This is a genomic window from Rufibacter roseus, assembly GCF_001647285.1.
Lineage (GTDB): Bacteria > Bacteroidota > Bacteroidia > Cytophagales > Hymenobacteraceae > Nibribacter > Nibribacter roseus.
This window is the reverse complement of the sequence record NZ_LRML01000032.1, coordinates 1-6,711: the sequence shown is the minus strand read 5'-3', so window position 1 is coordinate 6,711 and position 6,711 is coordinate 1. Positions and strand designations below refer to the sequence as shown.

The 6,711-nt window shown below is 40.9% G+C and carries 6 protein-coding genes; all 6 read left to right on the top strand.

The window, feature by feature from the left end:
* Positions 1–189 precede the first annotated feature (189 nt).
* The 6 genes from A8O23_RS21110 to A8O23_RS21085 are packed head-to-tail and all read left to right on the top strand — an operon-like array spanning position 190 to position 6,578.
* Entirely contained in the window at positions 190–2,124 is a 1,935-nt protein-coding gene (locus tag A8O23_RS21110; protein WP_066626143.1) for a BatA domain-containing protein, read from the top strand.
* The gene (locus A8O23_RS21105) at positions 2,108–3,397 is read left to right on the top strand and encodes a dihydroorotase (protein WP_066626140.1); all 1,290 of its coding nucleotides are present in this window, start codon (positions 2,108–2,110) and stop codon (positions 3,395–3,397) included. The genes A8O23_RS21110 and A8O23_RS21105 overlap by 17 nt, the downstream gene beginning before the upstream one ends.
* 14 nt (positions 3,398–3,411) lie before the next feature.
* Positions 3,412–3,930: a DUF4199 domain-containing protein gene (locus tag A8O23_RS21100; protein ID WP_066626137.1), complete on the top strand. Its 519-nt coding sequence runs from the start codon at positions 3,412–3,414 to the stop codon at positions 3,928–3,930.
* Between the two features lie 18 nt (positions 3,931–3,948).
* Positions 3,949–4,467 carry a DUF4199 domain-containing protein gene (locus A8O23_RS21095; protein ID WP_066626135.1) on the top strand — a complete coding sequence of 173 codons (519 nt, stop codon included), beginning with the start codon at positions 3,949–3,951 and terminating at the stop codon, positions 4,465–4,467.
* 7 nt (positions 4,468–4,474) lie between these two features.
* On the top strand, positions 4,475–5,443 hold the full coding sequence (locus A8O23_RS21090) for a glycosyltransferase family 2 protein (protein WP_066626133.1): 969 nt from the start codon (positions 4,475–4,477) through the stop codon (positions 5,441–5,443).
* A 1-nt stretch (position 5,444) separates the two neighbouring features.
* A complete protein-coding gene (locus A8O23_RS21085) occupies positions 5,445–6,578 on the top strand; it encodes a glycosyltransferase (RefSeq protein WP_066626124.1) in 1,134 nt (377 codons plus the stop codon).
* The last annotated feature ends 133 nt before the right edge of the window (positions 6,579–6,711 follow it).

The window sequence follows — 6,711 nt, the reverse complement described above, 5'->3', positions numbered from 1 at the left end:
TATTCCGGTACGCCTGTACCGTACATTGTTTTCTTCCTCACCTACTTCACTCTCCAAAAGCGGAAAGTGGCTCCGGGCAAGTTTCCGTCACCTCAGCCGTTAACTATGTGTATAGCCTGCCGCGGAAATATGCTGCAGGTCGTGGATAGATTTTATATGCTTATATTAGCATAAATAACAAGAGCTCTCATGTTACTACTGCTTGCTGGCTTTGCAACAGCTACCTCTTTTCTAATCATAATCCACTTCTTTGGCTTAAGGCTTAGACAAAAGCTAGAGTTTTCCCATATTCAATTTCTTGCAGCACTAAATGCACAGACAAGGTCTGTTAGAAAAGTCAATAATATTTTGCTTCTCGTTCTGCGCATACTATTTATAGTATCTGCCTTAGCTGCATTCTTATTGTACTTCTTTCAAAAGGAGGAAAACCAGTTAAGTAGTAGCACAATTATGAATGTTGTGGTAGATGATACATGGAGTATGCAGGGTGAATTAGCTGGGGAACAGGTAAGTAAGGAAAGCCAGGCTAAAAGAGATGCAAAGAAGTTACTAATCAATCAAACCCAAAGTTCAAGTAGTCCTGCTCAACCATTACTGTTAGAAGAACAACCAGGACGAGGTTCTTTCAAAAGTGTAGTTAATTTGATCCAAGGAAGTGTTATAGAGGGTCAACGAGGTAATACTTTTTTCTTCTCAGACTTTCAAAAGTCAGAATTTTCTGAATCTGTTTTAGATGAGATAAGCAAAAGCAAATCTGTTGTTCTTGTTCCTTATCCTTCAGAAGGACCTAATATATATATCGATTCTGTTTGGCTTGATCAGCCAGTGATTACCCCCCAAAGTAATATTAAGCTTTGGATTAGGGTAGCTGCAAGTCTACAAAATGAGAACAGTCAAGTGACTGTACAAGTGAAGGAAGGCGATGCACTGTTGGGTACAACACAAGTTCTGCTTGAAACTGGACAGAAAAGAATAGTTGATTTTGATCTAAGTGTTGCAGAAGAATCGAAGAAACTTGTACTAGACGTAAATGATCCTTTGAACGACTATGACAATAAGTTTTATATCATCTTACCAAAACCGTCTACAGTTCCTTTAAAAATTACTCCTTCTTTACCAGAGAGTCATCCAGTGCTACAAGCATACAAACAAGAACCAGCATTTAAATTTACAAAAGGTACCACAGATACTAGTGCACTGTGGGTAATGGAAGGCGGTATGAATAATGATAGGGCAGAGGAAGCCATTCAGTGGCTGCAAGAGGGGAAGAGCCTCTTAGTGCTCCCAAATACTGGAGGGCAACAGAACTTAGCAGATTTTTTAAGCAAGATCGGGTTGAAAGGCATCAGAGCTACTGCAGCAGAGGAACAGAGCAAAGAATTGAGAGCGCCAGATATGTCTGATCATTTTTTCAGAAATATTTTTGAGAAAGAAGTACGAAACTTTAAAATGCCAGCCGCATCACCAGTTTTAACTTGGAACAGCTCTTATCACACAATTTTAAGATTCAAAGACAATAGCCCCTTTCTCAGTACATTTAAAGTAGGGAATGGGGAAGTACACATTTTCTCTGCTCAATTAAGTAAAGGTTCCTCTTTTAGCTCGCATCCTCTGTTTGTGCCTGTACTGTACCAGCTAACTTTAAATTCTATAAATACAGATAAACTAGCCTATCAGCCAGTAAATGATCGAATAGAAATAAACCTGCCAAACGTTAAGCAAAGTCAGGAACCTTATAAGTTAGAAGGGAATGATGGAACATTTATTCCACAGCAAATGATATCTCAGAATATATTACAACTGGAGTTACCTGAACAAGTGCGAGAGCCAGGCTTCTTTAAAGTTTTAAGAGCAGGACAGGTAGTAGATGTTATAGCATTAAACATTCCCAGAAGCCAATCTAAAGTAGAATATTTCTCAGCTGAAGAACTGAGGGACCAGATGGCGAAAAGAAACAGTGAAGTGAAGGTGATGGAGCGAAATGCACGGGTTCCGTTGCAAAAACAGTTGCAAAATAACCAAAGCACGACCTCCCTGTGGAAATATTGCCTAATATTGTGTCTCCTTTGCTTGGCAGTAGAGGCAGTAGTACTAAGCGCTAAAAAACGTGGTTCACTTATATAAATCCGTTACAATACTTCATAAGCTATCGCCATTCAACGGAAAGGTGGTGGATATTTTAATCAAGAACGGTAAAATAGCAGAAATTGGAAATGACTTAACAGATCCTGAAGCTAAAGTAATACAAGAAGATGGGCTGTGCTGCTCCATTGGTTGGTTTGATATAGGAGCGTTTGTAGGTGAACCAGGCTATGAGCATCGTGAGTCAATAGAATCATTGATAAAAGCGGCAGCTTATGGAGGCTATACAGAAGTAGCCTGTTTGCCTAATGTCAATCCTGTAACACAGACTAAAAGTAGCGTAGAGTTTCTTAAGCAAAAATCTGTTAATACTCCTGTGCGTCTGCATGCCATAGCGGCGGTAACGCATAATTTAGAGGGGAAAGATTTAGCTGAGCTAATTGATTTAAAAGAGGCTGGAGCTATTGCTTTCGCCGATGGCAACACCTCTATACAAGCTTCTGATACAGTACTGAAAGCTTTAGAGTACTTGAAGATCTTTGGTGGAGTTTTGATAAACCGCCCCGAAAACGCAAAGCTAGCCAATGGTGGGCAAATGCATGAAGGAGTGGCCAGCACAAAACTAGGTCTGAAAGGGATACCCAGCATGGCTGAAGAAATGCAGCTGAAACGAGATTTGCAGATGGTGGAGTACACCAACGGTAGATTACACTTCAGTCAAGTTTCTACTGCAGGGGCCGTTCATGCCATAAGAGAAGCCAAAAGACAAGGGTTGCAAATAACCTGTGATGTGGCCGCTCACCAAGTGACTTTTCTAGATGAAACCTTGGAGCCATTTGATACAAATTATAAAGTTTCACCACCTTTCAGAAGCCAGAAAGACAGGGAGGCTATTTTAGAGGCAGTAGCTGATGGAACCATTGATACTATCGTATCGGCCCATATTCCCTGGGACGAAGAAGCAAAAGAACTGGAGTTCGATTTAGCCGAAGCCGGAGTAATAGGATTACAAACTGCGTTTTCGGTGGCAATGAAATCATTTAGTGATAAGATTCCCCTACAAGACATTGTAGAGCTAATATCAACAAATTCAAGAAACTTACTAGGTTTACCCATTCCGGCTTTAGAAAGAGGTGAGCTAGCCAATCTTACTTTCTTCAATCCGAAGACTACGTGGCGTTTCACAGAAAATGTTAATGCGTCCGCATCTAAAAATAGCCCCTTTTTAGAGGAAGAATTGACAGGATGTGTTTTTGCAACACATCAACAGGGCATTGTTACCTTCAATCCTGCTTATCCCAACTCACTGCAGTAGTCATTCAATCAGGTATGGATAAAAAAGCAGTTTCTACTACAGCCATGCGTTATGGAGTTACCGGTGGGGTAGTAACCTTCCTGTATATTATATGCTTGGCGCTGCTAGGTTTAGAAAGCCCTTACAATAACATAACTGAGTTTTCCTCCACTTTGATTTTTGTTCCCATTTTTGTTGTTTTAGGCATCAAGGAATACAAAACGTTTACAAACGCAGCGGTTGGTTTTGGGCAGGCATTTATGGTTGGTTTGGCGGTTACAGTCTTCTTAGGCTTAACTACTGCTGTGCTTATGTGCCTTTTTTCGCTTACAATTGGTTCTGATATGATTCAGCCTTATATTGTTGAGATGCAAAGGCAAATGGAATTAAATCAGTCAGACCCTGCTCAAAAAATAGATGAGCAGAAGTTTAAGCTGGTGTACCAGGAGTTAGAGGAAATGAATGCATTACATCTTGCCCAGCGAACTTTCATGTATCGCCTTATAACGGGTCTGGTGGTAAGTATCGTTTCTGGCGTCTATTTCAGAAAATAACCTAAAAACAGAATAACTATGGACCATCAAACCACTACACCCACCTCAGTTGCCATCAGGTATGGATTAATCACTGGCTTTGTCTCTATCATTTTTGCCTTGATACTTTATGTAACACAGCTAAACACCAACACTGCCTTGAGCTGGATTGGAATGCTTATACCATTGGCTGGTATAATACTGGCCTACAAAGCCTTCAAAAATGATAATGGTGGGTATATGAGTTATGGTCAGGGGCTAGGCATTGGTACCCTGTTAAGCACCATCTCTGGATTGTTAGGCGGTATATTCCATTATGTATATGTATCTTTCATAGATGCAGGAGTGATGACCAGAATGCGTGATGCTCAGGTACTGGAAATGGAGAAAAAAGGATTGAGCGATGAACAGATAGAGCAAGCTCTTGGAATGGCAGAGAGTTTCACGGGGCCAACCATGATGCTAGTAATGAGCATTTTGGGAGGAGCCCTTTTAGGGTTTTTAATATCATTGGTAGTGGCTGCCATCATGAAAAATAATCAGCCTGAGTTTGAGTAGAAAGTAGATGCAGTTTCAGAAAGATATTTCAGTTGTAATTCCACTCTTGAACGAGGCGGAATCTTTACCAGAACTAACCCAATGGATAAACCGTGTGATGGTATCACACGGTTTTCTTTATGAGGTGCTTCTGATTGATGATGGAAGCACCGACACTTCCTGGAAAGTTATTGAGGAGCTGTCAAAGCAAGATGCCAACATAAAGGGAATAAGGTTTAACCGTAACTATGGTAAATCTGCGGCGCTTAATGTAGGGTTTAGAGAAACTCAAGGGCGCGTAGTAATTACTATGGATGCTGATTTACAAGATAGCCCTGATGAAATCCCCGCTCTCTACAAAATGATTGTTGAAGAGGAGTATGATCTTGTTTCCGGTTGGAAGAAAAAACGTTTTGACCCCCTGAGCAAGACTATTCCTACTAAGCTATTCAACGCAGCCACTCGCAAAATATCTAAAGTGAAGCTGCATGACTTTAACTGCGGCTTAAAAGCATATGACCAGCGGGTAGTAAAAAGCATTGATGTGTATGGTGAGATGCATCGCTATATACCTGTCATTGCCAAGTGGAATGGTTTCGGGAAGATTGGTGAAAAAGTAGTGCAGCACCGTGAAAGAAAGTACGGCAGCACCAAGTTTGGACTAGAGCGATTCATTTATGGTTTCCTGGATTTAATGTCTATCACGTTTGTCTCAAAGTTCAAAAAAAGGCCAATGCACTTCTTCGGTACTTTGGGTACATTATCTTTTCTAATAGGATTTCTTATTACGTGCTGGTTGATTGGGGAGAAGGTATATTATTCCTCGCATAATTTAATGGTGCGAAATGTTACTGATCAGCCCCTCTTTTTCCTGGCTTTGGTTGCCGTAGTGGTAGGGGTGCAACTGTTTTTGGCGGGCTTCATGTCAGAAATGATTTCTTTATCTGGTAAAAAGAAAAGAGAATACCTCATCCGTGACTCTCTGGGTCTGAAGTAAAATGTCTTATATTGTTATAGTTGGCCCAGCATATCCGTTCAGAGGAGGAATCGCAACATTTAACGAAAGCCTTGCCCGCACGTGGCAAGCGCAGGGGCATGAAGTTGAAATTATAACCTTCACCACTCAATATCCTTCCTTTCTATTTCCTGGGAAGTCACAGTTAGTAGAGGGTCCAGCTCCTGCTGATCTGAAAATTACCAGAGAGTTAAGCTCCGTCAACCCTGCCTCATGGTTTGCCTTAGGGGTAAAGCTGCAAAAAAAACGGCCAGACTTGGTATTGCTTCGGTATTGGCTGCCCTTCATGGCTCCAGCCTTGGGTACAGTAGCCAATCTTGTAAAAAGGAATAAGCATACTAAAGTAATAGGGTTGACTGATAACGTAGTGCCTCATGAAAAAAGAATAGGCGATACTATGTTGACCCAATACTTCGTGAACTCCTGCAATGCCTTTGTTACTATGTCTGAAATGGTAACAACTGATCTAAGAAAATTTGATAAAGCTAAACCAGTTATATGCCAGCCCCACCCCATCTATGACACGTATGGAGCTAAGGTTGATAAACTAGAAGCTCAAAAAAAATTACAGTTACCCTTAGAAGATCGATATATACTCTTCTTTGGCTTCATTAGGCACTATAAAGGCTTAGACATATTATTAGAAGCAATGAAAGACGAGCACCTTCAAATGCTTGGAGTCAAGCTTATCATTGCAGGAGAATATTATGAACCGGAGGCGCCATACCAAAAGCTTATAGAATCGGAAGAACTAAAAGGCAGAGTCATCGCCAGAACAGAATTTATTCCTCATGAAGAAGTAGCTCTTTTTTTCTCGGCAGTAGATCTTGTGGTGCAGCCATACCGAACAGCTACACAAAGTGGCGTAACCCAAATTGCTTACCACTTCGACAAACCAATGGTAGTAACAAAAGTGGGAGGCTTAGCCGAAATGATTCCTGATGGTAAAGTAGGATATGTAACAGAAGTAGATGCTGGTAAAATAGCAAAAGCGGTGTACCAATATTACTCAGAAAATAAAGAAGAGGAAATGGTGGAGCAGATAAAAGAGGAGAAGAAGAAGTACAGCTGGGAAAAATTCGCAGAGGCTATCATAGAACAGTATGAGAAATTATGAAATAAAGCACCGTTGCTTAACAGAAGGTAAAAGTTAAAGCAGCCACAGCGTAAACAAATATTCAATCAAAGATTAGGAAGGGGAGGCAGGCGAAAGCTTGCCTCCCCTTCTTGCATATGGAGAGGGTGTGTTT